The organism is Gordonia sp. CPCC 205333 (assembly GCF_048537885.1).
Lineage (GTDB): Bacteria > Actinomycetota > Actinomycetes > Mycobacteriales > Mycobacteriaceae > Gordonia.
Genome location: NZ_JBCLVI010000003.1, coordinates 83858 through 110086 on the forward strand (window position 1 = coordinate 83858; position 26229 = coordinate 110086).

Annotated in this window: 31 protein-coding genes and 3 tRNA genes; 27 read left to right on the plus strand and 7 right to left on the minus strand. The window is 62.7% G+C overall.

Annotated elements, in window-relative coordinates:
• The first annotated feature begins 216 nt into the window (after positions 1 to 216).
• A tRNA-Lys gene (locus tag AAFP29_RS10560) sits at positions 217 to 289 on the plus strand.
• On the opposite strand, the gene AAFP29_RS10565 is transcribed toward AAFP29_RS10560, so the two are convergent.
• A complete protein-coding gene (locus AAFP29_RS10565) occupies positions 251 to 562 on the minus strand; it encodes a helix-turn-helix domain-containing protein (protein ID WP_419218061.1) in 312 nt (103 codons plus the stop codon). The two genes, AAFP29_RS10560 and AAFP29_RS10565, sit on opposite strands and share 39 nt — an antisense overlap.
• Before the next feature lie 98 nt (positions 563 to 660).
• On the opposite strand from AAFP29_RS10565, the gene AAFP29_RS10570 reads away from it, so the two are divergent.
• From AAFP29_RS10570 to AAFP29_RS10670, 21 genes are all read left to right on the plus strand, one after another.
• Positions 661 to 837 carry a hypothetical protein gene (locus AAFP29_RS10570; protein WP_419217336.1) on the plus strand — a complete coding sequence of 59 codons (177 nt, stop codon included), beginning with the start codon at positions 661 to 663 and terminating at the stop codon, positions 835 to 837.
• A 93-nt stretch (positions 838 to 930) separates the two neighbouring features.
• Positions 931 to 1236 (plus strand): hypothetical protein, encoded by a 306-nt coding sequence (locus AAFP29_RS10575; RefSeq protein ID WP_419217337.1) that lies wholly within the window; start codon positions 931 to 933, stop codon positions 1234 to 1236.
• A gap of 1041 nt (positions 1237 to 2277) precedes the next feature.
• Complete coding sequence (locus AAFP29_RS10580; RefSeq protein ID WP_419217338.1) at positions 2278 to 2880, plus strand: exonuclease domain-containing protein; 603 nt, start codon at positions 2278 to 2280, stop codon at positions 2878 to 2880.
• Positions 2877 to 3059: a hypothetical protein gene (locus tag AAFP29_RS10585; RefSeq protein WP_419217339.1), complete on the plus strand. Its 183-nt coding sequence runs from the start codon at positions 2877 to 2879 to the stop codon at positions 3057 to 3059. Before AAFP29_RS10580 ends, AAFP29_RS10585 begins: the two co-directional genes overlap by 4 nt.
• The gene (locus AAFP29_RS10590) at positions 3056 to 3370 is read left to right on the plus strand and encodes an HNH endonuclease (protein WP_419217340.1); all 315 of its coding nucleotides are present in this window, start codon (positions 3056 to 3058) and stop codon (positions 3368 to 3370) included. Before AAFP29_RS10585 ends, AAFP29_RS10590 begins: the two co-directional genes overlap by 4 nt.
• Positions 3371 to 3374: 4 nt before the next feature.
• A complete protein-coding gene (locus tag AAFP29_RS10595; protein WP_419217341.1) occupies positions 3375 to 3662 on the plus strand; it encodes a hypothetical protein in 288 nt (95 codons plus the stop codon).
• A gap of 92 nt (positions 3663 to 3754) precedes the next feature.
• Positions 3755 to 4159, plus strand: coding sequence for a hypothetical protein (locus AAFP29_RS10600; protein WP_419217342.1), 405 nt, complete (start codon positions 3755 to 3757; stop codon positions 4157 to 4159).
• Positions 4152 to 5561 (plus strand): hypothetical protein, encoded by a 1410-nt coding sequence (locus AAFP29_RS10605; RefSeq protein WP_419217343.1) that lies wholly within the window; start codon positions 4152 to 4154, stop codon positions 5559 to 5561. The genes AAFP29_RS10600 and AAFP29_RS10605 overlap by 8 nt, the downstream gene beginning before the upstream one ends.
• A gap of 311 nt (positions 5562 to 5872) precedes the next feature.
• Positions 5873 to 6976, plus strand: a complete 1104-nt coding sequence (locus tag AAFP29_RS10610; protein WP_419217344.1) for a phage portal protein — start codon at positions 5873 to 5875, stop codon at positions 6974 to 6976.
• Positions 6973 to 7722 carry a M15 family metallopeptidase gene (locus AAFP29_RS10615; protein ID WP_419217345.1) on the plus strand — a complete coding sequence of 250 codons (750 nt, stop codon included), beginning with the start codon at positions 6973 to 6975 and terminating at the stop codon, positions 7720 to 7722. Before AAFP29_RS10610 ends, AAFP29_RS10615 begins: the two co-directional genes overlap by 4 nt.
• Entirely contained in the window at positions 7719 to 7841 is a 123-nt protein-coding gene (locus AAFP29_RS10620) for a hypothetical protein (protein ID WP_419217346.1), read from the plus strand. The genes AAFP29_RS10615 and AAFP29_RS10620 overlap by 4 nt, the downstream gene beginning before the upstream one ends.
• The gene (locus AAFP29_RS10625; RefSeq protein WP_419217347.1) at positions 7834 to 9804 is read left to right on the plus strand and encodes a hypothetical protein; all 1971 of its coding nucleotides are present in this window, start codon (positions 7834 to 7836) and stop codon (positions 9802 to 9804) included. Before AAFP29_RS10620 ends, AAFP29_RS10625 begins: the two co-directional genes overlap by 8 nt.
• Entirely contained in the window at positions 9804 to 10139 is a 336-nt protein-coding gene (locus AAFP29_RS10630) for a hypothetical protein (RefSeq protein WP_419217348.1), read from the plus strand. Before AAFP29_RS10625 ends, AAFP29_RS10630 begins: the two co-directional genes overlap by 1 nt.
• A gap of 7 nt (positions 10140 to 10146) precedes the next feature.
• The gene (locus AAFP29_RS10635) at positions 10147 to 10482 is read left to right on the plus strand and encodes a hypothetical protein (RefSeq protein WP_419217349.1); all 336 of its coding nucleotides are present in this window, start codon (positions 10147 to 10149) and stop codon (positions 10480 to 10482) included.
• Between the two features lie 18 nt (positions 10483 to 10500).
• The gene (locus AAFP29_RS10640) at positions 10501 to 10980 is read left to right on the plus strand and encodes a hypothetical protein (protein ID WP_419217350.1); all 480 of its coding nucleotides are present in this window, start codon (positions 10501 to 10503) and stop codon (positions 10978 to 10980) included.
• Positions 10977 to 11318 carry an HK97-gp10 family putative phage morphogenesis protein gene (locus AAFP29_RS10645; protein ID WP_419217351.1) on the plus strand — a complete coding sequence of 114 codons (342 nt, stop codon included), beginning with the start codon at positions 10977 to 10979 and terminating at the stop codon, positions 11316 to 11318. The genes AAFP29_RS10640 and AAFP29_RS10645 overlap by 4 nt, the downstream gene beginning before the upstream one ends.
• 13 nt (positions 11319 to 11331) lie before the next feature.
• Entirely contained in the window at positions 11332 to 11628 is a 297-nt protein-coding gene (locus AAFP29_RS10650; RefSeq protein ID WP_419217352.1) for a hypothetical protein, read from the plus strand.
• A gap of 117 nt (positions 11629 to 11745) precedes the next feature.
• Positions 11746 to 13521: a hypothetical protein gene (locus AAFP29_RS10655; protein ID WP_419217353.1), complete on the plus strand. Its 1776-nt coding sequence runs from the start codon at positions 11746 to 11748 to the stop codon at positions 13519 to 13521.
• A 2-nt stretch (positions 13522 to 13523) separates the two neighbouring features.
• Positions 13524 to 14942, plus strand: a complete 1419-nt coding sequence (locus AAFP29_RS10660; RefSeq protein ID WP_419217354.1) for a hypothetical protein — start codon at positions 13524 to 13526, stop codon at positions 14940 to 14942.
• 3 nt (positions 14943 to 14945) lie between these two features.
• Positions 14946 to 15548 carry a hypothetical protein gene (locus AAFP29_RS10665; protein ID WP_419217355.1) on the plus strand — a complete coding sequence of 201 codons (603 nt, stop codon included), beginning with the start codon at positions 14946 to 14948 and terminating at the stop codon, positions 15546 to 15548.
• 101 nt (positions 15549 to 15649) lie between these two features.
• Positions 15650 to 16510, plus strand: a complete 861-nt coding sequence (locus AAFP29_RS10670; RefSeq protein WP_419217356.1) for a PE-PPE domain-containing protein — start codon at positions 15650 to 15652, stop codon at positions 16508 to 16510.
• Between the two features lie 228 nt (positions 16511 to 16738).
• On the opposite strand, the gene AAFP29_RS10675 is transcribed toward AAFP29_RS10670, so the two are convergent.
• Complete coding sequence (locus tag AAFP29_RS10675) at positions 16739 to 17545, minus strand: tyrosine-type recombinase/integrase (RefSeq protein WP_419217357.1); 807 nt, start codon at positions 17543 to 17545, stop codon at positions 16739 to 16741.
• Positions 17546 to 17556: 11 nt separating this feature from the next.
• The gene (locus AAFP29_RS10680) at positions 17557 to 17772 is read right to left on the minus strand and encodes a hypothetical protein (protein ID WP_419217358.1); all 216 of its coding nucleotides are present in this window, start codon (positions 17770 to 17772) and stop codon (positions 17557 to 17559) included.
• 137 nt (positions 17773 to 17909) lie between these two features.
• Between AAFP29_RS10680 and AAFP29_RS10685 the strand changes: the two genes are divergently transcribed.
• The 4 genes from AAFP29_RS10685 (at position 17910) to AAFP29_RS10700 (ending at position 23188) form a co-directional block, all read left to right on the plus strand.
• Positions 17910 to 18980, plus strand: a complete 1071-nt coding sequence (locus tag AAFP29_RS10685) for an SLC13 family permease (RefSeq protein ID WP_419217359.1) — start codon at positions 17910 to 17912, stop codon at positions 18978 to 18980.
• A 133-nt stretch (positions 18981 to 19113) separates the two neighbouring features.
• The gene (locus AAFP29_RS10690) at positions 19114 to 20331 is read left to right on the plus strand and encodes a L,D-transpeptidase (RefSeq protein ID WP_419217360.1); all 1218 of its coding nucleotides are present in this window, start codon (positions 19114 to 19116) and stop codon (positions 20329 to 20331) included.
• A gap of 102 nt (positions 20332 to 20433) precedes the next feature.
• Complete coding sequence (locus AAFP29_RS10695; RefSeq protein WP_419217361.1) at positions 20434 to 21576, plus strand: acyl-CoA dehydrogenase family protein; 1143 nt, start codon at positions 20434 to 20436, stop codon at positions 21574 to 21576.
• Positions 21577 to 21673: 97 nt separating this feature from the next.
• A complete protein-coding gene (locus tag AAFP29_RS10700; protein WP_419217362.1) occupies positions 21674 to 23188 on the plus strand; it encodes a DUF4185 domain-containing protein in 1515 nt (504 codons plus the stop codon).
• A gap of 33 nt (positions 23189 to 23221) precedes the next feature.
• On the opposite strand, the gene AAFP29_RS10705 is transcribed toward AAFP29_RS10700, so the two are convergent.
• Positions 23222 to 23479 (minus strand): hypothetical protein, encoded by a 258-nt coding sequence (locus AAFP29_RS10705; protein ID WP_419217363.1) that lies wholly within the window; start codon positions 23477 to 23479, stop codon positions 23222 to 23224.
• A gap of 131 nt (positions 23480 to 23610) precedes the next feature.
• On the opposite strand from AAFP29_RS10705, the gene AAFP29_RS10710 reads away from it, so the two are divergent.
• A tRNA-Cys gene (locus AAFP29_RS10710) sits at positions 23611 to 23681 on the plus strand.
• 10 nt (positions 23682 to 23691) lie between these two features.
• Here the strand turns inward: AAFP29_RS10710 and zwf are convergent.
• The 3 genes from zwf to orn form a co-directional block, all read right to left on the minus strand.
• On the minus strand, positions 23692 to 25218 hold the full coding sequence (gene zwf / locus AAFP29_RS10715; RefSeq protein WP_419217364.1) for a glucose-6-phosphate dehydrogenase: 1527 nt from the start codon (positions 25216 to 25218) through the stop codon (positions 23692 to 23694).
• A gap of 106 nt (positions 25219 to 25324) precedes the next feature.
• Positions 25325 to 25397: transfer RNA gene (locus AAFP29_RS10720), tRNA-His, on the minus strand.
• 94 nt (positions 25398 to 25491) lie between these two features.
• Positions 25492 to 26091 carry an oligoribonuclease gene (gene orn / locus AAFP29_RS10725; protein ID WP_419218062.1) on the minus strand — a complete coding sequence of 200 codons (600 nt, stop codon included), beginning with the start codon at positions 26089 to 26091 and terminating at the stop codon, positions 25492 to 25494.
• Positions 26092 to 26229: the final 138 nt, after the last annotated feature.

A 26229-nucleotide genomic window follows, 5' to 3' on the forward strand; every position in this document is an offset into this window, starting at 1 on the left:
CTGTGCCGTCAGACACCCCGCGTCCGGTTCCTCGATACCGACGCGGGGTGTTTGCGTTGTGGGGTGTACCACATCGAATGATGTTGTGGCAGTGCATATCCGCTATAGAAGGCAGTATCCGGTCAGTCGACTTCCAGCCAGGGTTGACCAGGCGATTTCACATTGGGGCGCACTTGCTGTTAATGTTTTCCAGGCACAAACAGTGCCGACATGCAGGCGCCATTAGCTCAATTGGCAGAGCAGCTGACTCTTAATCAGCGGGTTCGGGGTTCAAGTCCCTGATGGCGCACAATTCGGAAGCCCCGTCACCCTCCGGTGACGGGGCTTCTCCCGTTTCCAGCCAGTGCAGATCGACGCCCGTAGCCATCGCCCACAGGATGAGCGTTGACCGACGCGGCTTCACGGTCCCGCGTTCATAGTTGGAGACCGTTCCACGGCTAGTGCCGATTGCCTCGGCTAGGCCGGGTTGGCTCAGCCCCGCGTCATCCCTCGCTGTGGATAGGCGAATGGTCAATCGGTTGAGATTTGGGACTTTGCCCCGAATGGCGATTCCTTGCGTCATGTGTGCAGCTTAGTCATTTCGCAGTTCAGGCGCAATCGCGAGAACTTACGCGTTTGCGCATGTTGCGCAATCGACTTACATCCATGTAACTTGCGCATATGCACAATCTTATCGGTTCGGCAGAAACCGCACGCTTGCTCAAGTGCTCTCGCGCGACTGTGCAGCGTCGCGCCCTCAACGGCGATCTGGACGTTGCATATCGCGGGCCGGGAAAGACTGGTGCGTATCTGTTCGATCGCACAGGCGTTGAGGCTTTGGCGAAGGTAAGCGCGTGAGTACGGCGGGGACGGCGTTCTGGCTGCTGCTGGCCGCGCTAGTGGTCGTGTGGATCGTTGCTGACTTCTACGCGGCGATGGGGGGTGATGAGAATGAGTGAACAGAAGATTGCGGAGCTGGGTGACCGGATTACGGTCGCGATGCTGATTGATGGTGATCAGGAAGACCTGTACAAGTTGCGGGCTGATCTGAAGCTCGCGACGTTGTGGGCGGATACCTATGACCAGGCGAAGCGCACCACCGAGGTTGTGTCGCGCACTGATGTAGCGGCGACGCGGCGTCAGCTCCAGGAAGTGCGCGCCACGGTGCTCGACGGGTTTGACCTCGAAGAGCAGGCACGGTTAGCGCACTTCCTGGGTGCTGAGCGACTGTTCTATTCGACTGGGGAGTCGTTGTGACCCTCCTCGGCGTCGATGGGCCTGCCGTCACTCAGGCGGTAGGCCCGTCCATCCCAATCGTCCTCAATGCTGCTGCCGTCGAGGAACTCCAACTTTCTAGCCATAACAGGCCCCTTACTGTGCAACGCGGGAGTGCGTCCCGCAGCGCATCGGCTGCTCGACCAGCCGATGCCACGCACAGTAGGGCAGTACCCCTGCATCTGTTAAACGATGCGGGGGCGCGCACACCGGGCGTTGACGCGACGCCCGCGCCCCGTCCTCGCGGGGCGTCCTCCGCCCGGTGTGCGCATTCTGAGGCTGGCCGGTTCACCAGTCGCGCGAACTCCGCGCCGAACGGTCGGTGTTGGCGTGATGGCCGGTGACGTGATCCGTGGGCCGTGGCCGGGTAGCGGCGACTCAACCGCCCCGCGTTCACCGAACCACCCAGCGGGCCGCACGCCCGCGCAGTGGCCCCCGGCGAACTCCCGGCCCGGTCGCCCGCTGCCAAGTCTCACCGAAGACCGCCGTGCGGCTGTCCTGGCCGCGCAACTGCGGTGCGTGCGGTGTGATCGGCCCTTTCAGAAGGGCACCGCACCACCCGGCCTGATCTGTCGGGACTGCCGTAATGATCCTGACCCCGGCCCACCGCCACCGTCTGAGGCGCTGTTCTAGGCCCAATCAAATCCCTTGCACCACAACTCAATAGCCAGCCCTTGCCCGGCTGGTGCGTCGCCCGTCAGAGGGGCTTCTCTGCACGTCTCGGCATGGCACGCGACCGAGACACCCCGATTAGATTGTGCCGCTGGTAAAGGCGGACTCGGGCAGCATCACCAACCAAATCGGTTGGGGCACAGTCAAATATCCCAGTCCCGACGCACCGAGTAATGCCCGGTGCGTGTCATAGGCTCCGGCTCCGGCTCCGACCGGCAAGACCTGTGATCCATGCGTCTTTGTGGACGCGGATTACAGGGACACCCACCTAACCCACTCACCAACCGGCAATACCCGATTCCCACCGTTGAGCGCAACGCTCACGGCCAAACAGAACAGGAACTACACGCGATGACCCGATACGTTGCGCTCGACCTCGAAACGACCAACCTCGACCCGCAGCTCGCGTTCCCGGTCGAGATAGCCGCCGTCACCTACGACCCCGACCCCAACACGACACCGGGCGAGCGATCAGACCCGTACGGCTTCACAACCGATTTCGTCCCCGCTCACGACGCGTCGATCATCCACGACGCCGAACCGGACGCCCTCGCGGTGAACCGCTACTACGAACGCCAGCTCTACAGCGTCAAGAGCACACCCGCCGAGACCGCCCGCGAAATCGACCGGCTAATCGACCAGCTCGACGGGGCAACCCTCGTCGGCGCGAATCCCGCCTACGACGCCACCGTTCTCTGGCGATACCTCATCGACGCATGGGCACCGGGCGCGCCCGCTCCCGCGCCGACCGCCCCGCCATGGCACTTCCGCCTCTACGACGTCGAGGTAGCTACCCGCGTCGCGCTAGACCTCGACTACACGCCCGGCCTAGCCCGCTGTCGCGAACTGCTCGGCCTCGGCCCACACGGCGGCGCGCACACCGCGATCGGTGACGCCTGGGCAACCCTCGATGTGTTCCACGAACTAGAACAACGTCGGGCTGCGTCGTTGTGAGCGACAACCTCTGGCGAGTCAAGCGCCGCAACGGCTTCAAGAATCCGTGGACCGTTCAACGGCGGCACTGGCTGGCCTGGCGTGTGGTCGGCCACTTCGCAACGCACGCCGAAGCGATCAGCGATGCCAACCGCCGCGCGCGACCTGACCGCCGGGACTACGCGTTGGCGGGGCCATGACGCGCCCGAAGTGGGGCGGCGCGACCGCCGCTCGACTGGTTGCCTTGACCCTCGCCACGTTCGGGCGGGTGTGCCACCTATGCGGGCGGGAGGGCGCGACGACTGCCGATCACGTCATTCCACGCAGCAAGGGCGGCGCTGACGCGCTGTTCAACCTCAGGCCTGCTCACCGCCGATGCAACCAACAGCGCGGCGACATGCCACTTAACGAGTGGTTCGCCAAACACCCGATCAACACCATCCCGCCACCCTCGCGTCAGTGGTTCACCAAACCCATTGCTACACAACCCATTACAACGACAGATAGGTAAGGACATGGCAGAACCAACAACCCCGACCGAAACGCTGGAAGAAACGATGGCCGCGATCGCCCGCGCGGCTAATGACACTCGCGTGAGTGACGCGGAGCGTGAGCTGACCGAGACGCTGGCCTCGATCCAGAGCTACGCCCGCATGGCAAACGCGTTGGTGTTCAGCCCGCGCGCCCACCCTGCACACGATCGGATCGTGCACGAACGCGCCCGCGTCGCCGTAGAGCGTATTAGTGCGCTCGCAGTGCGCGCGAAGGCGATCAGCGCCGAGTTTTTGAGCGACGTCGACTAGTTGCCGGCGGATCTCCGCCCCCTTCTCTCCCCGGCCCAAAATCAAGGGGGGAGGTACCGAAATACGTTGTGCCCCAACGAAAGGAGAATGAAATGCCTCGCCCCAATCCCGCTGACCCGAAGGAAGGTCAGGACGCGCTTTTCGGCCCGTCACCCGCCCCGAAGCCAAATGCTGGGGGCAAGATGTCCGGTGGTCTGCCCGAAGGTGATGCCACCACCGCGATGCGCCGATCGCTGGCGTTTGCCCAAACCGAGGGCGGGCACACTCCGATGGACGAGGGCTCGGGTGAAGTGCTCATTGCTTATGCCCGCGCTGTCGATGGTGCGGTCAAGCATGGCACTCCCTATGTGCTGGGCAAGATCGGCCAACCACTGGTGGATTTGCTCGGTGCAATGCACATGACCCCGGACTCGCGCGACGACACCGCCGGAACCGAAGCGATAGCCGCGTTGGTGGCCGAACTCGGTGCCACTGAACCCGTCCACGAAGATGGCTGAGCCACGCTATCTGACGCCCCGCACCTCGCCGTACACATTCGGCCCGAAGATCGCGAAGGTTGCCGCACTGCTCGGACGACCGTTGATGCCGTGGCAAGTGTTGGCCGCCAACCTAATCGGTGAGCACGACGGCCACGGTCGACCGATACACAAGACGGTCGTCGTCACCGTGCCCCGGCAGTCGGGAAAGACCGCACTGATGCACGCGGTCATGATTCAACGGTTGTTCACTCGCCAGATGGCGCGGGTGTGGTACACCGCTGAGACTGGCGTCAAAGCCAAGTCTCAGATGCTCGAACTTATCGACGGTCTGGAAATGCCCGGTGCCAAGCTCGGCCCGGTCACCGACTGTAAGCGCGGCGCGGGCAATACCGCCGTCAAAATCCCTGTACTAGGTTCGGCGGCAACGGCTTTCAACCCTGACAAGAAGGGAATCCACGGAAAGCAAGCTGACCTCGTTGTGATTGATGAGGCCTGGTATTACACCGAAGATCAGGCCGCCGAAGTGATGGCCGGTGTCACCCCGACGAAGAACACCCGCCCGCACGCTCAGACGATCATCCTGTCAACGATGGGTACTGCCGCTTCGACGTGGTTTCACGGCTATGTTGCTCGGGGGCGTGCCGGTGAGATAGCGCTCATTGACTACGGCATCGGTGACGACGTTGACCCGAATGACGATGACGCGATCGCTGCGACTCATCCCGCGATCGGTCATGTGTCGCCGCCGTCGATCATCGCCGACGCACGCAAGGAATTGGCCGGTCAACCATCGGAGTTCGTTCGCGCCTACGGCAATCGCCCGACTAGCGCATACTCTCGATTGATCTCGGCAGAGCTGGAAGCGCTCGCCACCACCGAAGGTGATTTGCCTTCTGGCGCACCGTCGTTCGGTGCTGCTGTGAGTTTCGATCGTGACGATGCCGCGATCGTCGCCGGTGTGCCCGACGCTGACGGCGTGATGTGGTGCGAGGTCATCCACCATGCCCCAACACCAGACGGCCTAGCCGACATGCTCGCCGCGCTCACCGACGAGCACGGCGGGCACGTCGTCGTCGCCGCCAACGGGCCGACCGTCTCGACCGCCGAAGAAGCCGAACGACTCGGCGCAACCGTCACGTACGTGACCGATGCTGACGTGTCTGCCTCCACTTCGGACGTACTGGACCGCTTCCGGCGTCCCACTCTCGACCCGCCCGAACCGCCGGGCCTGATCCTGCGCGCTCACCCCGCATTCACCAAAGCGCTCGACGCCGTCGCGCTGCGCACCACTGGGGACCGCGTGCAGTGGTCCCGGCGCGGCTCTGCCGGGTCTATCGCCGCGATCGAAGCCGCAACGCTCGCTATCCGCGCCGTACACACTCGCCCGAAACCCCCTGTCCCGCCGATGATTTGGACATAGCACCATGCCTGCAAAGACCGCCCGTTTTACTATCGACTCCACCCCGTGGACCTCGGTTGTCGTGTGCCATCGCGACGGCTGCCCTTGGCGCGGATTCGGCCACAGCAAGCGAACCTCGTACCGCCAACTGGCCGATCATCTGGCCCGTGTCCACCGTGATGACGTAGCAGCCGGACGCGCCCGCCGATCCGCCCTGGCTTGTCGAGAAGTACCAAAAACTGCGTGACGCCGGCCGGATCTGAACTGGCGAAACGCCGCATGGACTTGTGGGTATTTCACAGATAGCGGGGTAGCGGGGCAGTCTTCGCGGCGTGAGTTTCCTGTCTCGTGTCCGCGCCGCACTGGCGCTGCCCGCCGTCGCATCGGGCGATGTGCGGCGGCTGTCGCCGTATGACGACACCAACCATTTGGCGCACATTCTTGCCCCCGATTGGTTCCCCAACACCGGGGCGCTCACCCGATCTTCTGCGATGCGAATCCCCGCCGTGAGCCGCGCCCGCCGAACCGTGTGCAACAGCATCGCCCGAATCCCGCTGCGCGCCTACACAGGCGACAACCTGTCCGCGCTACAACCTGTGTGGCTTGACCGCACCAACGGACCTGTCTCCCCGTATCACCGGATGCTCTGGACCGTCGATGACCTGTTTTTCTACGGATGGTCAGCGTGGGCCATCGAACGCAACACCGATCGCAGTGTGCGCGCCGCAGATCGAATCCCGGTCGACCACTGGCACATCGACCCCGACACCAACCAGGTCATCTACACACCACCCGGTGGCACCCCGTACCCGGTCGCCGCCGATGCAATCGTGCTCATCCCCGGCTCCGACGACGGCTTACTGGTCGATGGCGCGGTGGCCGTGGGTCACGCCGCCGACCTCCTGCGCTCGGCAACCAAAGCCGCCGAGAATCCGTCGGCGTATATCGAGTTGCACCAAACGAACGAAGCTCCGATAACCGAAGAGCAGGCCCGCGACATGATCACCAAATGGGCCGCTGCCCGTAGGGGTGAAAACGGCGGCGTCGCATTCACCTCGCATGGTGTCGAGGTCCGCGAAAAGGGCTCGTACTCCAACCACCTGCTAGTCGAGGGCCGCAACGCCGCCGCGCTCGACATCGCCCGCGCCGCCGGATTACCCGGCTTTGCTCTCGACGCGTCGGTGGGGGAGGCGAACCTCACCTACCAGAACGCCGAGAGCAAGGCGCGTGACCTCATCGACTACGGACTGTCGGCGTACATGGCCCCCATTTCTGCGCGGCTGGGTATGGATGACGTAGTTCCGAGCGGCCAAGCGATCAAATTCGACATCGAAGAATTCATTGGCCCCAAAGGTACGACCGGCACGCCCGACGACGGTTCGGCATCGACCGCCCCCACACCATCCGCCAACCCCAAAGAGGTTGACCCACAATGAGTTTCAGAACCGTGTACGGCAACACCTATTCCGAAAACGGTTGGCGGATGGTCAACCGCGACAGCTGCATCGTCATTGACGACGGCGAGATAGCCAAGCAAATGGCAACCGCCCCGATCCGCGCCGGAACCGCCGCCCTCGTGCTCGGCGCGTGGGCACGCTGGTACCACGAGCACGTCGAACCGATCATCGGCCCGGTGTGGGGATGGTCAGCGACCAACGACGTATCCGACTCCAATCACCTGTCCGGTACCGCACTCGACATCAACGCCCCGAAATACCCGTGGGGCGCTCGCACCATGCCAGCACAGCGAATAGCAAAGGTGCGCAACGGATTACGCGAATTCGAAGGACTCGTGTTCTGGGGGGCGGACTGGGACCGCGCCGACGAAATGCACTACCAAATCAACGGCACCGCTGACCAGCTCGCCGCATTCGCCCGCCGCCGCATCCGCGACGGCCAACTCATCGGAAAGGAAGAAGACGCCACTATGGCCGATATCGAGAAATTCATTGAGGGGTATCTCGGCCCAAACAACAGTGACACCAAAGACATTCGCCAGCAGCTCACCGGCTCCCGCGATCTCGTCTACGTCACCGACAAAGCCGGTCGCCGCGTGGTGGACCTCGCCGCAAGCTACAAAGGATTCGCTCAGACCGGCAACCGGACGATGCTCGACACCATCGCCGCCATCGCCGAAAAGGTCGGCGTTCCCGGCTGCTACGACCCCAAGACAGTCCGATGAGCGCCGCGCTGGTGTGGTACCTCGTCGGCTTCGCGTCCGGCGCGGTCACCGTCGCGCTCATGCTCACCGTGTGGGTACTCGTGGCCGCCGCCCAGATTGGCGGTGCCGTACATGAGTGAACGCAACCGCACCATCGCCCTGATCGGAGCTATCGCGCTGGGCCTGCTCGTCGTCGCGGGTCTGATGTTCGCGGGCCTCGCGGGCCGTGACATTGACAGTTTCTTGCCGATGCTCGCCGGGTTCGCCACGCCGACCATCGTCGCTCTACTCACCGCAGCCGGTATCCGCGCCGACCTCTCGCAGGTGAAAAATGATGTGGCACAAGTGCATAAGCAAGTCAACGGCAACTATGACCGCATTGTCGCAGACCGCGACGACCTCGCTCGACAACTCATCGAACGCGACGGCGGACGCCACCGCGCCCCCGACGACGACGAGGGCGACACCCTGAACCTAGCCGCCGACGACACCACGTCGATTCACGCGGTGGCATCACCAGATGTGACCGCCGCCGCCGAAACTCGCATCGTGTCCGGTCTGGTACTTCCGTGGGACACGATCGGCCACACCACCGCCGGGCCGCTGGAAATCTCACGGGGCGGCACCCGACTACCCCGCGAGCTGTCGCGGTGCAAGCTCCACTTCAAGCACACCGGTACCGAAGGGCATCGCCCGGTCGGCTATGCCACCGCCTACGACTTCCGTGACGACGGCCTGCACATGTCGTTCAAGGTCGCCGAAACACCCGAAGGTGACGCCGCGTTGCGGCAAATCACCGAAGGAGTTTTCGACGCATTCTCTGCCGAACTCTCGGCAATACAGCGTCAAGGCAACATCGTCGTCGACTCCGCGATGACCGGCGTCGCACTGGTCGACACACCGGCCTACGCCGACGCCCGCATTTCCTCAATCCAAGCCGCATTCACACCAATCATCAAGGGAGACAACACAACTATGAACGTCGAAGCATTCATCCGATACCTGATCAGCCAAGGCAAAACCGACGCTGAAGCCCGCACCGCCGCCGTCGCCAACGGCTTCACCCAAGCCGACGTAGACGCCATCACCATCGCGCCGGCCGCGCCCGCCGCGCCTGCCGATCAGCCGCCCGCCGTCCCGGCCCTCGAATCCGCCGCCGCCGCGTACACCCCACCGCGCGCCGCCATCGTCCCCGCAGGCGTCCAAGCCGCACCCGCCGCCCCGACCGTCGTACACGCATCGGCCCACGAGGCAGCGCAAACGTTGGCGATGATGGTCACCGGCAAACGCGCCGACGTTGCCCACGCGGCGCTGGCCGACATCACCAATAGCGGAATGACAGACGCCTTGCCGCCCGGCTGGCTCGGCGAAATGTGGACCGGCCCAGCCAAGACCCGCAAACTGGCTCCGCTGCTCAATTACAAACCGTTGCGGCACTGGCGACTCCAAGGTTTCCGGTGGAAAGAAAAGCCGCTTGTCGCCGAATACGCCGGTGACAAAACGGAAATCCCCACCAACCCCGTGTCGATCGAACCCTACGAGGCTGAGGCCACCCGCTGGGCCGGTGGTCACGACCTTGACCGCAAGTTCTACGACTTCGGCGACGCCGAAATTCTCGAATCCTATTGGGCGGCAATGCACGAGTCTTACGCGGTCGTCACCGACCGCAAGGCCGGGCTATTCACCATTGCCAACGCAAAGGCAATCACGCACCCGAAGGCCACCGACCTAATCCGCTCGATGGTCGCTCTCCGGGGAAAGCTCGATGACGCGGTAGGGGTCGACCCGTCCTACTACCTCGCGAACCCAGACGATGCTTTCGCCCTTCTCGATGTGACCGCCGCGAACGTGTCGGCGTTCATCGACATGTTCGACGTCGATCCGCGAAAGATTAAGTGGTCCAACGCGGTTCCGGCTGGAACTCTGGTAGCCGGGGCACGCCCAGCTATCACACTCCACGAGCTACCCGGATCCCCGCTACGCGTTGAGGCAGAACACATATCGCACGGTGGACGCGACCGCGCAATGTTCGGCTACACCGCATTCACCGTTGACAACCCTGACGCCATTGTCAAAGTCAACTTTGGTGCAGCGACGCCGTAATGACCACGCCGACCCCGGATGGCCCGGCGACCGTGGAAGCGGTCGCCGGGTGGCTCCAGCTACCCGAAGGGCACGACGACCTGGCGCATGTCGCCCAAGTCGTGCCCGCCGTGAACGCGTGGATCGCGACGTTCGCGACCCGTGGTGAGAACGGCTGGCCCGCGCACATCGTGCAGGGTGCGGTCATGCTCGCCGCGCGAATCACGCGTCGACGCAACAGCCCTGGCGGTGTCGAATCTTTCTCCGAGATGGGAGCAACCTACGTCGCCCGCTACGACATCGACATAGACCGCCTGCTCGGCCTCGGCGGCTACCGACCCCTGATCGTCGGGTGAGACGGCAATGTCTCAACTCGCTGACGCCTTGGACTCGTTGGTAGACCTGTTGCGTGCCAACGGCGTTCACGCCACCACAGACGGGCGCGACCTCAACCCGCCCGCCGCCTGGGTGACCCTCCACGACGTGACCCCATTTCTTGGCGGCACCCTCGCCGTACGTGGCGACGTGTGTCTGATCGTCGGTGACTTTGGCAGCAAAGTCGCCATCGCCCAACTCGGTGACCTGCTCGACAAGGTTGCCGCCGTCGTGTCGTTTGACGAGCCTGCCCGACCGATGACGGTCACCCTGCCCGGCCAAACCCCAATGCCCGCCCTCGCCATCACTACAACCATCCAATAGTCAAGGGAGACAACACTCATGGCACCCAACCGCCCGATCCCCGCACTCGGCCCCGGCTCGCTCATCTTCACCATCGCTGGTACCCCGCCCGCCGGAAACGCAGCGGCACTTGACATCTCATGCCAGGTGACCGCGTGCAAAATTACCTTCGATTCTGATAAGGAAGACGACCTACCAACCCTGTGCGGTGGCGTCCTTGCTGGTGAGAAGAACTACACCAGCAAGCTCGAAGCGTCCGCCGCTCAGGATCTGGAAAAGAACGGGTTGATCGACTGGACATGGAAGAACGCGGGCAAACAAGCCCGATTCGAGTTCATCCCACTCACCGGACCGGGCGCGGCGACGGTCACCGGCACCGTCACGATTGATCCCGTCGAGCTTGGCGGAGATGTCAAGAAGCGCAACGTCTCCGACTTTGAGTTCGACACAATCGGGGTGCCGGTCTTCACCCCCGACACCACCGCCGATACCACCGAGTACCCGCCGCTCACGCCGTGAGAGTCACGGTAACCGGCGACAAAGCCCTACAGGCCGGTTTACGCCGCGCGGCAACACAACTCGCCCGGCTAGACAAACCAACCCGTGAGGCCACCCGCGCGGTTGCCCGCCAAGCCGCCCGGCTCGCACCTAAACGCACCGGGCGGCTGGCCCGCACCAACCGCCCCCGCAACAGCGGGGGATTGGGCGCGGTCGAAAACCGCACCCGCTACGCCGGATACGTCGAAAACGGCACCCGCTATATGCGCGAACAACCGTACTTGCGTCCGGCGCTGACCCTGACACCCATCACCGACATATACGAATCGCATGCCCGCGACTCGATACGACACCTATAGGGAGACAACGACAATGGCTTCGCCAATCCAACGATCCATCATCGACGTTCGCATGAACGACGGCACCGAGTATCGCAACATCGTTACCAATCTGCGCGACCAACAACGATTCTCCGACCTGCGCGAAGCCCGCCGATGGTCCGCCGAAGATCAAATGCTGGTAATGCGGGTGCTCGCGTGGGCCGCACTGTGCCGCCTCGGAAAGTTCGACGGTGGCTATGACGCATTCCTTGACGCCACCGAAATCATTGTGCCAGTGGAGGAATCGCAAGACGTGGACCCTACCGTGACGGCGATCCAGGGCGACTAATCGCCCAGCTCGCCGTCGCCATGCAAGTGCCGCCCGCAGCTCTGCGCGAGGAATCAGACGAGATGCTGGCGACCCTAATCGAAGTACTCGAAGAACAAGCCGAGGAGGCCAAGCGACGTGGCTAGCGTCATCGTCAACATTTTGAGCCGCGCCGACAACAGCGGCATCGCGAAGGCATCTCGCGCAGTCTCCAAACTCACCGCAGTCACCGCCGCAGCGGCCCCGGCAGCCGCCGGGGCCGCACAGGCAGTTGCCGCGATCGGCATTGCCGGAGCATCCGCCGCCGCCCTGGCCTTGCCCGCGCTCGGCGCGATCATGGCAGGGGCCGATGGCGTCAAACGCGCCGCCTCCACCATCACCCCCGAAGTCACATCGTTTAAGTCGGCGATGTCGTCGGCGCTCTCGGGTACGGTGCCCGGTTTCGCCAAGCTCGGCGGTGTCCTGACCGCGATCACCCCGCAAATGTCCGGCGTCGGCAAAGCCGTCGCCACGGTATTCAACGGGGCCGCGTCGGCCGTCGCCCGCAACACCACCGGCATTCAAGCCCTCGCCACCAAAAGCGCCGAATTCGTCACCCGGCTAGGCCCCGGCCTAAACCTGTTGATAGACAAGGCGATTGCGTTCGGCGCGGCAATCAACGTCGATTCCATCTTTGCCGTCTTTCAAACCTTAGGCTCGGCGCTCGGCCCCGTTATCGACCTAGTGACCCAGCTCGCGGGTGCTGCTGGCCCCCTCGGTAGCGGGTTCGCGATCTTCGGGCAAATCATCACCGGGATTACCCCGGCCCTGGTGCAGGTCGCTACCGTGCTCGGCCCGGTCATCGCGCAAAGCATGACCAGCCTGACTCCGGCCATCGGCCAAGTCGCCGCCGCGTTCGCATCGGTGGTCACCGCTATCGCTCCGGTGCTACCCGTCGTCGCCTCACTGACTGCCGGTTTGGTGTCCGGCCTCGGGCCGGTCCTACCGGTGATCGTCGCCGCCCTCCTGGCGATCAGCCCAGTCATCAAAGTCATCTCGGCCGCGATGAAAGTGTGGACCGTCGTCCAGTGGGCACTCAACAGCGCGCTGCTCGCGAACCCCATCACCTGGATAGTTCTCGCCGTCATCGCGCTCATCGCCGTTATCGTGCTCATCGCGACGAAAACCACCTGGTTTCAAACGATCTGGCAAACCATGTGTGCCGCCGCCGTCATCGCGTGGAACTGGATTAAGACCGCCGCGATAGCGGTCTGGAACGCGATCGTCGCCGCCGTCATGTTCGCCGTCAACCTGATCCGGACCATTGTGTCGGCGGTCGTCGCCGCGATCGTCTCCTACTGGAATCTGGCCCTGGCCGGTGCATCGGCGGTCTGGCGTGGCATATCGGCGGTCGTCTCGACCGTCGCGGGCGTGATCCGCGCCGTCATATCCGGCGCGATCAACGGCGCGATCGCCGCGTTCAACCGCGCCAAATCCGTTGCATCGTCGGTGTTTAGCGCGATCGGCTCAGTGATAGACACCGTCGCGAACGCTATCTCGACCGTCGTTGGCTGGGTCCAAAACTTGATCAGCGCCATATCGAATATCTCGTGGCCCTCGCCGCCCGGCTGGCTCTCCGGTCTCTTCGGCGGGTTCGAGCCGATGGTAGCTATGCCGGGTGAGTCGGCGTTTATGACGCCAACGTGGGCGGTCCACAACCCGCGCACCCTCCAGCTAGCCTCCGGCGCACCATCATTGGCCGACCTCGGCGGACTCGGCGGGCGCGGGACGACGGTCTACGTCGACAACTCGATATCGGTTCAGGTCGATGGCAGCGGCATTGTGGACGTGAACAAAGTGGCTCGCGCCGTGGAAGATGTACTCACCCGTCATCGCCGTACGATCGGCGCGCGCCCGGCGGTGGTGTTCGGATGATCATGCCCGACCCGTGGGTCGAAATAGACGGCACTCGCGTCTACTGCCGAGAAGACCACGCCGCCGACACCGTCACCATCCTCACCGGCCTAGGAATCGACTGGGGCGCAACCGATCCACTCTCAGACCGACAACCCGCAACCGTTACTTGTCAATTGTGGGATCCGCTCGGGTATTGGCTCTCACGGGCCGCAACACAATCGGTCATCGGGGTGAGCATCAAAGTCGGATGGACCGCCTTCAACTTCACCGCGGGCACCAGCACCACCCGCGTCATCTTCCAAGGCCGCATCACCAACGCCGACATAGAACTATCCACCCGCCCACGTGATGAGAACACGACCGCGCGCGGCTGGCTGGTGCACGTCACCGGCACCGACAAAGCCACCGACATGGGCAACGTCACTTTCGGGTCGAACACCTCGTGGCCCGCCGAAACTGCGCTCGCCCGCGCGAACCGACTCAAGCAAGCCGCAGTCGATGGAGGTATCGGGATAGATGAGTTCTACTTCGAGCCAGACACCACAAGCTGGCCGATGGGAAAGACCGACACCAGCAGCAAATCCCTTGCCACACTGTGCGATGAGTTCTACCGGAGCTTCGGCCTCGGGTGGGAATACCGGCCCGACGAGAATGTGATCCGGCCCCGACAACCGCAGGGCACAGGCTGGTACGCACAGCTCTACCGACTGCCCGGCACCCAAGATCGCGTTATCTCCGAAGGGCAATTCACCACCAGCGGGTTCGGCGCGGATACGGCCACCTACTGGAACACGGTGATCAGCGGGTGCGACGTGTCCACCGCCGATAACGTTGTGCGGCTTGACCGTGCCTCGGCCGTCAACCGTATCGAGCTGGAATACACCAAGGCAGACGGAACGAAATTCCGCACCGCAGGGATGCGACCGGCGACGGTGTACCGCGCCGCGCAACTCTCGACGTGGCTCAACCTCGACTCACCTAACCAAGGCAACTCCGCCCGGCCTTTCACCCACACGTGGGAGGTGATCGACCAAGCCGGATATCCCGCGCACCCGCCGATCATCTGGGACACCATCTCCACCAACGGATTCCACGGCATCGAGCAAGCATTCGCCCTCACCCGATGCGCGCACGCCCCCTCAATCATCCGCGTCATGTCCGACCCCTACGCGCAAGCGCTCAACACGCTCGCGTCGTATCAAATCTACGGTGGCCGTGTCGAATACGTCGATCACCGCTGGATCGTCACCCTCAACCCGGCCTGGCGAGCACAGCGCGTCGGAACCGCATTCAACTGGGACAACGCCCGCGCCAACGCGGATTTCGCAACCCTCACATGGTCCGACCCATCGAAACGATTCCACGAGTCCGTCTCGTGGTGGGACGTCCAAACCATCACCCCCAACCCACAAGTCACCCCCGCACCAGAATTGAGCTGAATTATGCCCGCGCAAACCCCCATCTACGGCATCCCTTACCCGATCGGCACCGACCCAATTACGCAGGGCGACAAGCAAATTAAAGCGCTCGCCGAACGGGTCGAAACAGTGATGAATGAGGCAGAGATACCGCTACCCGCCGGGTCTGACCCGACCCCGCCCGCCGTCTGCAAGCTCATCCGAACCTCAGCGCAAGCGTGCGCGAACGCTACCGATGTGCCGGTCACCTGGCAATCGGCGGCGTGGGACTCACAGCCCGGCGGACAAGCCCAATACAGCAATGCCGGGTTCGTGTGCCGCAAAGCCGGGATCTACCGCATCACCGCATTCTGGCCGTGGGGCGGCAACAACGCCACCGGACGGCGCAATATGAAGATCACCCTCAACTCAACCTCGCCAGCGTCGGCGATCATGTGCGACGCCATGAACGGCACTACCTGGGAGAACTGCCTCTCAGCAAGCGACGAGGTAGCGCTCGCGGTCGGTGACACCGTGCGAATGATCGTCGCCCAAGACTCAGGCGGCTCGCTCACCGGCGGCAAGGGCAGCAACGCGGCGACGGCACTCACCGGGGCTATGTCGTTTGTGTGGCTCCGCGCCCTGTAGGTATTTCACAGATAGCGGGGTAGTGGGGGACAGTTCACCACGCGAAACCCCGCGCGTCGGCTGTCAGTACCCGACAAAACATCTGTCCCGAAAGGACTCTCATGGCTCCCAAAACAATTTTCGCAGTACCCGGCACCTGGGAAATTGGCCCCGGCAACTACCCGAACACGCCCATCGGCATGATGAAAAAGTTGACGGACCTGTTGAACCGCAGCGTCTTTGACGTTCAGCACGTCAACTACCCGGCCCGGTTCGGCCCCATCGCCGCCAACGGAGAGCCGCCACTCTCGCAGCTTGGCAGCCCGTCCTACGCCCAGTCGGTGCAGATGGGCGTCGATGAGGTAATCCGCCTCATCAAGCTCATGCCTGCCGGACGCAAGTTCGGCGTCGTCGGCTACTCGCAGGGCGGCGCGGTCGCCTCCCGCGTCGGCGAAGCATTGCTCACCGACCCGACCCTGGCCGGACGCAAGAACGATTGTTTCTGGATTCACACCTTCGCCAGCCCGCACCGCGCGCAAGGTCGTACCTTCCATCAGGGCAACACCCTCGCCGGGCGCGGCATCTCCGGTCAGCCGATCGGCGGATTCGGCGCACCAGGACTACCCGCCACCCTCGACTGGTTCGACTACTGCCTCCCAGATGACATGTACGGCAACGCAATCGAGGACAGTTACCTCGTGGCGGGCTATGAGGTCGTGAAGGACATGAGCCTGATCGACCCGGTAGCGTGGGCCGCAGCGGTGGGCACCGCGATCACCAACGGTGAAGTCGCAGAAGCGATGACCGACCTCAATACCGATCCGCTAACGTTCGCCCGCAAGGTCTACAACACGGTTGACGCGCTTAACCGTTTCACGTCGTCCGGTGTTCACGGACGATATGCGATCGACCAGATTATCCCTGGCAAGACCGCTATCGCTCACTCGGCCAACCATTTGAACTACTGGGGGCCACGCCGCTAGCTAGCCGAACAAAAGAACGCCCCCGGCACTGCCGGGGGCGTTTTCATTTTGTCCGTCGTCTGTTTACTTCCAGCCCATCAAGTGACCGATGAAGTCGAAAGCCTGCTGGTACCCGGGAATGTTCATAACGTTGCGCCAGATCGCCGCGATTGGGTCATGCATAAAAGCCTCCTGTTGTTGTGGTGAATTACAAACTTACTATCTACATCGCCGGGCGTGTGGCAGGTGTTACGCCGCCGCCCATACTTGCGCGGCGACCTCGCGTAGCCGGGTGTCAGCTACCCGTGTGTAGATCGCGGTGGTTTCGGGTTTGGCGTGCCCCAGTAGCTCCTGCACTGCTCGCAGATCGTGCGAAACCGCGTAGGCCCGCGTCGCGTAGCGGTGCCGCAACGTGTGCGCGGTCCAGGTGCCGGGCAGAGCCTCAGCGACCAGCTCACCGACGCGCCGAGGGGACAGGTGCCCGTCGATCCGACCGGGAAACATGAACCCCTCGGCTCCGCGCAGGACGCCGGCCAAACGGCCCGGCAAGGGCACCATGCGAACGTGCCCACCCTTGCCGACCACGCGCAGCGACCACCCGACCAGATCCTCGCTCACATCACGCGAATGCACGCGCGCGCACTCACCGCGCCGAATCCCGGTCGCCGAAATAAGCTCGATCATCAGCCGTGTGCGCTCGGGTGCCCCGATCACAGCCGCCCGCACAATCTCATCGGGTGCCGGACGTGGCAAAGCGCGCGGTGGTCGGATTGTTGGCAGCGTCGCGGTCGGATCGGCGGCGATCAACCCCGACGCGTACGCCCACGCGAAGAATCGCCGCAGTGACGCACGGTAGGACCGGGTGGTCTCCGCTGACCACTGGTGCCCGGCGAGCCACGAGACGCACAGGTCGCGGGTGACCTCACCGGGTGGTAAGTCGGGATGATCGTAGGCGAACCTGCGTAGATGATAGGACCGCAACCGGCGTGTCTCGCCAGACAATGAGCCTGCGGAGAGTTCAGCCTCAAACCGCACAAACCATGTGTTCCAAATCATAAAGTGGGACATTAGTTCCACTTTTGCCAAGTTCCCGAATCGGCGCGAGTCGGACTAAAATGCGCTCGCCGCCGCTGGTCAGGGCGGCGAGTCGCCCGCAGGACGCACCACCCGATCACCTGCCCGGCTACCATCGCCACAACGATGAACGCGAGGATGACCGGCCCCGCGGGCAATTCCACCCACCACTGCTGAACGCCGCCCGCGCTCATGATGCTTTGCGCCACTCGTCAAGTTCTGCGATGCTCGCATCCGTGGCAGACTCCAAACCAGCGGGTTCGGGGTTCAAGTCCCTGATGGCGCACAAGAAATCCCCGCACCGTGGCACACGGTGCGGGGATTACTCTTTGCCGGTGGAGCAATCGTGGAATCTTTTGTAGCGCAAGTCGCTCCGGTCCTCGTGTTTCTCATCGCCATCACCGTGGTCGCCGAAGTCTGTCAGCATGCCGGTGTCTTCGACGCAGCTGCTCGCGTTGCCGCGAGATGGGGCCGCGGTCGGATCTGGATTCTGTGGTCATTGGTCGTCGTACTCGCGACGGCATCGACGGTCGTGCTGAGCCTTGACACCACCGCAGTGCTCCTCACTCCGGTGGTGCTGGCGATGGCGCGCCAGGTCAAGGTGTCGGTGCTTCCATTCGTCATGGTTACGGTCTGGCTCGCGAATACGGCGTCATTGCTGCTTCCGGTGTCGAATCTGTCGAATCTGTTGGCGTTGCACCATTTTGGTGACCAGAACTATCTCGCGTTGTCGTGGCGGCCGGCGCTCGCGGCCATCGCCGTGACGGTGCTGGCCGCTGGTCTGATGTACCGCCGACAATTGCGTGGATCGTATGAGCGACATGTCGATGTCGGCGCGCCGCACGATCGAATCCTGTTCGCGATCGCCGTCGCGGTCTGCGCCGCGTTGGTTCCTGCGTTCGTGTCGGGAGTGATGCCGGCGATTCCCGCGGTGGCTGCCGCATTGATTCTGCTGACCGCATTGTGGATGCGCGATCGCCAGCAGATACGACGTCTCGCGGTGCCGTGGCAGATGGCTATTGCCGTGGCGGGGTTGCTGGCATTGATGCGGGTGCTTACCAATAGTGTCCTGGGTGATCTGGTGTCATCGGCGGCCGGTGAGGGGGAGGGCCTTGGCGCGCTGCTCCGTCTTGCCGGGATCGGCGCGGCATCGTCGAATGCGGTCAATAACCTGCCCGCCTATCTCGCGCTCGAGTCGGTCGCCGACGATTCGCCGATACGGCTGATGGCTTTGCTCATCGGGGTGAATGTTGGTCCATTGGTCACAATCTGGGCGTCGCTTGCGACGATTCTGTGGCGGCAGCGGTGTTCGCGTGCGGGCGTGAATATCGGGGTCGGCCGTATCGCCGGACAGGGGATAGCGGTGGCCTCAGCCGCCGTCGCCGCGGCGACTGTGGTGTTGTGGTGGGTTGCGTAGCTGTCTGACGTGCGAATGATGCGGCGCGGGTGACTCTTCCTTTACACTTACGTTACTCTTGCGCGCGGGTGGTTATACCCCGCGTCGCACAAGGTGAATTCGCGGTTGGTTTGCGACGGAAGCAGGAAAATTCATGGGGAACGGTCGTGCCGGATTGAGGCGACGGTTGGCGCCGGTAGCCAGCGCCATTGTGCTCGTCGGGCTGGTTGGCAGCCTCACGTCGTGCACCAAGGACGCGAGTTATAGCGACCAGGTCGGGAGTTCGGCGCGATTCGACGACATGCTCAAGCCATCGTTGGCGGTCACCGAATGGGCGGATAAGCCGCTGGTCGACAACGCCATTGGTATCCAGCCCGGCGCTCCGATCACCGTGAAGTCTGCGGGCGGTTCCCTCACGTCGGTCACCATCAACAAGGCTGACGGTTCACCTCTCAAGGGTGATCTAAGTGTCGACGGCACAACCTGGACCAGTTCGGAGCCGTTCGGATACAACCGTCGGTACACAGTCAACGCGAAGGCTGCTGGGGTTGGCGGCGAGAGTTCGAGCAATGTGTCGTTCACGACGCGCGCACCGCAGAACCTCACCCAGGCATACCTGGTGCCGCGCAACGGCGAAACAGTCGGCGTTGGCCAGCCCGTCGCGGTGAAATTCGACGAGCCGATCACCAACAAGAAGGCCGCGCAGGCAGCGATTAAGGTGACAACGACGCCAGCGGTCGACGGCGCTTTCTACTGGATCAGCGATCAGGAAGTGCGCTGGCGTCCCAAGGAATACTGGAAGACCGGAACCAAGGTGGATGTTGCGGTCAATACCTACGGGATCGACCTCGGCGGCGGCCTGTTCGGGCAGGAAAACCTTCGGTCGTCGTTCAAAGTCGGCCGCTCGATGGTCGTCGTCGCCGACGACAAGACCAAACAGGTGACGTTCCGCAAAGACGGCAAAGTCATCCGCCGGATGCCCACGTCGATGGGCAAGGATTCGACGCCTACCGACAATGGCGTCTACCTCGTTGGCGACAAGCACTCGATGCTGGTGATGGACTCCTCGACATATGGTGTCCCGGTCGGGTCGGCTGACGGCTATCGGACGCCGGTCGACTACGCCACCCAGATGTCCTACAGCGGCATCTACTTCCACTCGGCACCTTGGTCGGTATGGGCCCAAGGCAATACCAACACCAGTCATGGGTGCCTGAACCTCAGTCCGGATAACGCGTTGTGGGTCATGAACAATACACTGCGGGGCGATCCGGTCGAGGTACGGCACACGGTCGGACCGAGGCTATCGGGCACCGATGGTCTTGGTGACTGGAATGTGCCCTGGTCGGTGTGGTCGAGGGGTAACGCCTAGTCCGCTGGACCCCGGCCTCGTCTGGCCGACGGAAACCTTGACATTGAACACTGATACGATCGCCGGTGTTAGCAACCCGTCGAAGGAAAGTGTTCGATAGACATGGCTGTGGTATCCCCGTGGGAGACAGAAGAACTCACCGCTTTGCGCGAGATGACTCGCGCGTTCTGCGAGAAGGAGCTGGCGCCGAACAGCGAAAAGTTCCGCGAGCAGCATCACGTCGACCGCGACTTGTGGAATAAGGCCGGCGAAGTTGGCCTGCTCTGCATGTCGATTCCCGAAGAGTACGGCGGCGGCGGTGGCACGTTCGCGCACGAGGCCGTCTTGATGGAAGAGCAGGCCAGGGTGGCCGACTCGTCGTGGGGTGTCACCCTGCATAACGGCATCATCGCTCACTATCTGCTGTCCTACGGTTCCGAGGAGCAGAAGAAGAAGTGGCTGCCGAAGATGGCATCGGGTGAAGTCGTCGGGGCGATCGCGATGACCGAACCGGGTACCGGTTCGGACTTGCAGGCCGTCAAGACCAAGGCGATCCGCGACGGCGACGAGTACGTCATCGACGGTTCCAAGACTTTCATCACCAATGGCCAGCAGGCCGATCTGATTATCGTGGTCGCGAAAACCGATGTGTCAGAAGGCGCTAAGGGCATTTCGCTGATTCTCGTCGAGGCCGACCGCGAGGGTTACCGACGTGGTCGGGTGCTTGACAAGATCGGCCAGCGCGGCCAAGACACGTCGGAGTTGTTCTTCGACGGCGTGCGTGTTCCGACGTCGAATCTGCTGGGCGCTGAGGAAGGCCAGGGCTTTATCCAGCTCATGCAGCAGCTTCCGCAGGAACGGCTGATCATCGCTGTCACCTCGGTCGCCGGCATGGAAGCCGCCGTGGAACTCACATTGGAGTACACCAAGGAGCGCACCGCGTTCGGCCGGCCGATCTTCGGTTTCCAGAACACCAAGTTCAAACTCGCCGAGGCCGCGACCGAGACAAAGATCGCTCGCGTATTCGTCGACGACTGTATTGCGAAACACATCAAGGGGGAGCTTGATATCCCGACGGTCGCGATGGCCAAGTGGTGGGTGAGTGATCGCGCGATGGCGGTCGCCGATGAGTGCTTGCAACTGTTCGGCGGCTACGGATACATGAACGAATACCCGATCGCTCGCATGTGGGCCGACAACCGCGTGCAGAAGATCTACGCGGGAACGAACGAAATCATGAAAGAAATCATCGCGCGCTCGCTGTAGCGCTGTCTTCGTCCGGGTCGGTGGTAAGTTCTCTGCCAGTATGTCCAGCGTCGGCTGCGACATCCGAGCACCCCGACCCGGACGAAAGGCCTCGTAGATGCGCGGACGCGCGGCCATTCTCGCAGTATCAGCCTTATCGGCGGCCATCGTCGGCGGTATTCTAACACCGATCGGCGGTGCCCAGGCCGTTCCGGCCAACTACCTACCGAGTTCTGGCTGCGAGAACGATCTTCCACCCAAACCGAAGCCACGGCCGGTTACGCCACAGGACTTGATTCCGAAGCTGCCCGACCGGATCGGTATTCCACTGCCGTATCCGAAGATCGTCCCGGTGCCCGAGCCCGCACCCCAGGAAAAGATCACCCGCATCAAGTCGGAGCCGGCACCGAAGAATATTTGTCACGACCCTTGCCCGGATATCACTGACCCACCCAAGCCGAAAAAGGCGACCGGTGGCAATGGCAGTGTGTCCATCCAGTTTCCGAAGATCGGATTCGACCTCAAGCCGATCACTATTCCCATCGTTGTACCCAACCCCAATCCGCCCGCAAAACCCAAGCCACCTGCCGCGATTTCGCCAGGGGTCGACGCGGGCCCATTGACCGCCAAGCCTGCGACGCCGCGTATCGGTCCAGTGCGTTGGGTGTCAACGGTGACCGGCAAGGGCTCGACCAGTCGCACCGACAAACGCTGGCAGGTGAAGGGCACCGATCTCGGCATCATGTGGGAGTCGAAACCGGGCCAGGTCGCTATTGCGTTCGGCGACAGTTTCGGCAAGGGTTTCACCCCGCCGGGAGCCAATGGAGGCGACTGGCGCAGCAATATCCTCGGCTTCTCGTCGACAAAGGCTAAGGACCTTCACAAGGGACTGGCCATCGACACGATGATCCAGGACAGCCGTTGTCACGCGGTGCAGGTGCTGAGTTCGCGACATGTCAATTACTACGAGATGACGACCATCCCGACGTCGGGTTTCGCCATCGGTAGTCGGCAGTACATGACCTACATGTCGGTGCGGACCTGGGGGCCGATCCCCGGCGTGTGGCTGACCAATTATGGCGGGCTGGCCTACTCCGACGACGGCGGGTCTACCTGGACCCGTGATCCATATGCCCGCTGGGACAACATCTTTGGAACTTCGCAGTTCCAAGTGTCGAGCATGGTCCCGCAGGGTGACTATGTCTACATGTTCGGTACGCCCAACTCGCGAATCGGTTCGATCGGCCTCGCCCGAGTACCGAAGGATCAGGTGCTCAATAAGACGGCATATCAATACTGGCGCAACGGGCGCTGGATTCCGGCCCGCGACGGCAATTCGGCCTCGGTTCTCTTCGCGGGGCCCACTGGCGAATTGTCGGCGCGTTACGACGCCAAGGCCGCGCGCTGGGAACTCAGCTACCTCGACTCAGTACGCGGCTCGATCGTGTTACGGACCTCGAAATCGCCGCAGGGCGCATGGTCGGAGCCCGCACCGATGGTGAATTCGGGTCGATACCCGCAGCTATACGGTGGATTCTTGCACCCGTGGTCGAGTGGCAATGACCTCTATTTCACGATGTCAACGTGGACCGAGTACAATGTGTCGCTGATGCGGGCGCGAGTGACGTACTGAGTTCGAATGTGATTGGGAATCAACAGGATTCACTCACGTCGGCAGGTTCGCTCGTTGGCCCACGTCAAGTGACCAACGGTATTTGTAGCAGATAATCGCGCGGCCGGCGGCATCGGTTGTGCGACGGCCGATTTCGGCGCCACTACACGGGTCGCCGATAGCGGGTTGCCCGGCCGCCAGGTGGCGGAACGTGGCGGCCGAACCCTCTGCGGCCGCCACGCCCGATGTCGTGATCACCAACGCGCAAGCCGTGGCGAGGACGAGTATCGCTCCTGATGATTTGGCGCGCACCCATTCGACGGTACGCGCATGTCGGCGAGTCGGCGGACGGATCAGCGCTGATATGGAGCAGGCCGGTTTAACGCGTAGCTGATTTCAACCCTTGTCGGTGTCGCGGCTATCGAGCACCCTCGTAGATACCCGCGGGTGTGGCTGAGTGGTCAGGCACCGGTCTGCAAAACCGTTTACACGGGTTCGAATCCCGTCACTCGCTCTGTACTTCACTATTCGCTACTGCGCCAGCCTCGTTCGAACGGCAGGCGCCATGCGTGCGGCGCGATGAGTTGATGAATCTGGTTCGGCCCCCACGATCCGGGAGCGTATGGCTTGACCAGAGGGGGATTCTCCAGCAGTGGAATGGAGCGCTCCCACAGGGATTCGATGCCTTCGGCAGTGTTGAACAGCGTGTGGTCACCGTTCATCGCGTCGAGGATGAGCCGTTCATAGGCTTCGAGTACATCGTCGGCGCGGTCGGTCTCCTCGGTAGAGAATTGCATCGACAATTTGTCGAGCCGCATGCCCGGACCCGGACGTTTGCCGTAGAACGAGAGCGAGACCCGCGACTCGTCGGCGAGGTCGAAGGTCAGGTGATCCGGGCCTTGCGCTCCGATACCCGAGCCTGCCGGGAACATCGACTTGGGTGCCTCTTTGAATGCGATCGAGATGATGCGCTTACCCTCGGCCATCCGCTTTCCGGTGCGTAGATAGAAGGGGACACCGGCCCACCGCCAGTTGTCGATGTGGGCGCGCAATGCGATGAAGGTCTCGGTGTCCGACTCAGGATCGACGCCAGCTTCCTGTCGGTATCCGGCGTACTGTCCGCGCACGACGTTGCTCGGCTCAATTGGTTCGAGCGACCGGAATACTTTGTTCTTCTCCTCCGAAATCGCCCGTGGCTCAAGGGCTGTCGGCGGTTCCATCGCAACGAACGCCAACACCTGGAACAGGTGCGTGACGACCATGTCCTTGTAAGCGCCGGTCGGCTCGTAAAAGGCCGCGCGGGCATCGAGCCCGAGTTCTTCGGGGATGTCGATTTGTACGTGATCGATGAAGTTTCTGTTCCAGATCGGCTCGAAGAGTCCATTGGCGAACCGGAACGCGAGAATATTCTGTGCTGCCTCTTTACCGAGGAAGTGGTCGATGCGAAAGATCTGGCTTTCGTGGAATGTCTCGTGTAACTCGGCATTGAGGGCAATGGCGGAGTCGAGGTCGACGCCGAACGGCTTCTCCATGACCACTCGTGAGCGCTCGATGAGATCAGCCTGAACCAGAGTGTCGATGACCGCGGTCGCGGCCTTCGGCGGGACGCTCAGATAGTGCAGTCGCCGTGGCGTGCCCGGCAGTTCTGCCTCACATTCGGCGACTTTGGCGGCCAGCGCTTCGGGGCCGGCCGACGTCGGAACGAAATGGAGCATCGGCGCGAACTGGTCCCACTCGGCGTCGGTCATCTTGCGGGCACCGACGGTGGCGATCGATTCACGGGCGAAAGCGCGGAATTTCTCGTCATCCATGTCGTCGAGGCTGGTGCCGACGACGCGGATATCGGCGGTGAGCTTCAGGACAGCGAGATGGCCGAGGCCGCACAGCAACTTGCGCCGGGCGAGGTCTCCGGTGGCTCCGAACAACACCACGACGTGCGGCTGACCGTGTATCTCTGAACGGTGTCCGTGCGCGGCCGGGCTCGGATAGGCGATGGTCTGCGGTTCGCGAAGGCCGTCGGTGTCGGAGTCGCTATTCGATGTCGAAGTCACCGTGTCATGGTGTCACTGCGGCAGGCGGTTCGCTCGACTTCTGCAGGTGGGCGTGGCGCAACCAATAGAAGAAGGTCAGTGGGCTTTCGCCCACTGACCTTCTCGGGGTGGATGACGGGACTCGAACCCGCGACAGCCAGGATCACAACCTGGTGCTCTACCAACTGAACTACACCCACCATAGGCACCGTCGAGAAGAACCTTCTCGCGAGCCAGGCTCATACTTTAGCGGGTCGCACCGCCGGAATGCCAATCGGTTTCCAGTCGGTGTGTTTACGCAGGTCCGAGTTTCTCGACGATGGTCGCTAGAGCATCGGTGTCCGGTCCGGGAGCATCGACGAAGACCGCTTCGCGGTAGTAGCGCAGTTCGAGAATGGATTCGCGGATATCGGCGAGTGCGCGATGGGCGAGTCCCTTCTGAGGCTGGCCGTAGTAGATCTTGGGGAACCAGCGCCGGCATAGCTCCTTGATGGAACTCACGTCGACCATGCGGTAGTGCAAGTAGGCGTCGAGTTCGGGCATATCCCGGGAGATGAACGAGCGATCAGTGGCAATTGAGTTGCCCGCCAACGGAACTGAGCCCGCAGTCGGCACATGCTTGCGGATGTAGGCGAGTACCTCGGCCTGTGCGTGTTCGATTGTCACCGTCGATGCGCGCACCTCCTCGGTGAGACCGGACGACGCATGCATTTCCTTCACCACGTCAGGCATATTCGCCAGAGCGTCGTCGGATGCGCCGATGACGATGTCGACACCGTCGCCGAGGATGTTGAGATCACTGTCGGTCACCAGCGCGGCGATCTCGATCAGTTTGTCGTTGACCGTGTCCAGGCCGGTCATTTCGCAGTCGATCCATACGAGTTTGTCTTGCACTCGCTCAACCTTAGGGCATGCCGCCGACGCTGGGATGACGGTCATCAATCCACCTCAGTTCCCCGAATCCACCTCGCTGGATGAGTGAGGTGGATTCGGGTGAACGAGGTGGATCTCACGCGCTCGAACTCGGTACAG